The sequence below is a fragment of the Ideonella sp. FW305-24 genome, assembly GCF_058788035.1.
This window is the reverse complement of the sequence record NZ_JBYTAI010000039.1, coordinates 1-2,477: the sequence shown is the minus strand read 5'-3', so window position 1 is coordinate 2,477 and position 2,477 is coordinate 1. Positions and strand designations below refer to the sequence as shown.

At 59.1% G+C, this 2,477-nt stretch carries 1 protein-coding gene; it reads right to left on the bottom strand.

The annotated features are described in order from the left end of the window. Positions 1–632: 632 nt before the first annotated feature. On the bottom strand, positions 633–2,477 hold a 1,845-nt coding region (locus AC3WR5_RS33370), incomplete at its 5' end, for a hypothetical protein (RefSeq protein WP_492490094.1).

Below are 2,477 nucleotides of genomic sequence, written 5' to 3'. Positions count from 1 at the left end.
CTGCAACGTGACCGCTGCGGCTCAAGGAATCAAATGACTGCTGTCGCTGCGCTTGAAATGGATTTTGCAGGGCCGACCATGTAGTGCGCTCCCGAAGTCATCGCCTCCTTCGCTTCCAATTGCTTGCGAGCGATGTCCTCTGTACGTTGCCAAATAGTCGACTGGCGCTCATCAGCGGTTAGATGATCGTACTTTTGCCGTAGCTGCTCTCCGCGAGTTACCACCTGCGATTCTGCATTGCCAAAAGTAGAACGCCCGCGCGAAGCGGACTTTGGTCTACGTACTAGATTTCAATTCACCTAACACTCTTTCCACAATGAGCACAGCACGTGCTCTGTCGTATGGGCCACCATCCCCAATAGAGAGCTTCAACAATCCGTCAAGGAAACGAGTTAGAGCGTCGACCCTAACAGGACCAGTCGCGAAGTCGTCTAGTTCGATGTCTCGAAGTCCAGGCGGTAGGCCCTCATGGTCGTCCATCCATTCCCTAATAGCGTCGGCAATCCAGTTCAAATCATTCTGGTCGCGCATCACATCTTCCACGTGGAATGAGAGAAGCTTCAAGAACTCTCTTAAATCCTCGTCCTTGATGTATGTGGAATGGCCCTTGTATCTAATGGCACTTTGAGACATCAGTCGCCTCTCATAAAAATGATTCTTTGATTTGCATTTCGCACTGCTTCTTTCAATGCCTCTTCTGTAGCCTTAGACATGCCAGTTGTGTCGAGGATATGCGTGTCTACCGCCGTGTTCTGCTGAATATGCTTCGCCACATTGGAGACCGCCTTCATCTGCTGAGCATCCGTGAGAGGCTGCAAGTCTCTGTTGAGGAAGGGCCCCTTCAGATACACATTCCCCCACCCACTGGGGTCAATGATGTCAACGCCTTCGATACTTGACGGTTGGAATGTCTTCCCGAACGTCTTCTCTGCGCGAGAGATGGCCATAGTTTCAATGACGCTGAACTTGCCTTGTTCATGGTTCCATCCCAGGGCTCTATACCGGAGAGCTGCAGCAAGTTGCTGGGCCGCTGCAGCCTTTTCTGCAGTCTCAGCGAGGCCTTCTACATTGCCAATTTTTCCGGCCCCACCCGGCTGAATGGGTTCCAGCCCAACACCAACGGCCCCCCTTTGACTCCGGCCAAGTCCTGTGGCGTTGATGTCCTGCGCCACGATGTTCCAATCTCGAGCACCGGCACCCCGAAGGCCTGCCGCCCCCAGGCGCGCCACGCCGCGAACGGTCTGCACGCCACCCAGCGCGGTCGCAGCGACGGACGAGGCCAGCCCGCCGTTCACTCGTGCAGCGCCCAGTTCATCGCCCCTCGCACGCAGTTCTTGCGCGCGCGCGTAGTCGTTGGCCATGCCTTCGTACACATGACCCATCGTCTCTCGGGGTGACGCAATGGCGGTGCCTATGCCGTTGAAGACTGCGCCAAGTTCGACCTCGGCTTGCTGAACAATCGGGCTGTCGTGATAGGCGCCTCCACTCACAACATCTCCGATGGTGACCAAGGCATTCCCTGCCAGATGCACCGTGCCAGCCGCAGCCTTGTAGCCAGTGTCAGTTGCGCCGATCAAGCCGCCGAGTGCTTGATCGCCCAACTCGCTGCCCGTGACAAGGCCGGGCTGCATTGCGGGCACCCATGCCGGCCGGTCAAACGTCAACTCCGAGGCGTCTGCGCTCGATCCTGACATCTCCGGCTCGCGCGAACCATTCGAAGCGTTCGAATCGCGCCATTGCTGCGCCCTCGCCCGAACGTCCCCGTCGATGGAATCACTGAATGGTGCTTCCTGATAGAACTGATGCTGGGCCGCGTCCACCCTGGCCTGCAAGTTCGCTGCGGCTTGACTGCCATCGACGATGTTGATGTCGACTCTGCTGCCCGCCCCCACGGAGTCAGCCTCGTACGCCCTCGCAAGTCCATGCAAGTCCGTCGTAAGCTGCTTGATTGCAGCAAGTTCGTCTTGCACTCGTTGTTGCGGGGTCCGCCCAAGTCCTGCGTAGCCTGGACCTGAGGCGAGCAACACATCCCGGCTGCGATCGACGGCAGGCCGGACGTACTCTTCTGAACCATCCGCTCCGCCGACAGCCGGGAGGACAGGGAAGCTCGGCAGCGGTGCCGAACTTATCCGGAGTTCGCTGCGCCCAACGTCGCCATCGACGTAACGTGTGCCGTCCGAGGTGCGCGAGCGGCCATTCGAGAGCATTTCCTCCCTGATGGACTCACCCAACGCATTGCCAAACGCGTCAGCCGCGACCTGCTGCGCGCTCACGCGCCCACCCCGCATCAAGGCCACCGTCACTCCGCCAGCGAAGCCGGCCACAGTACCCGTCACCACTCTTTCGGCGAACTGGTTGCCGAGTGCGCCGTTCATGTCCGCGCCGACATTGGCGCTCACACTCTGGCCCACGCCCGCACCGATCGCAGCGCCCGCCACGCCGGCCCAGTTGAAGCTCTTTTGCAGCCCGACCACCAT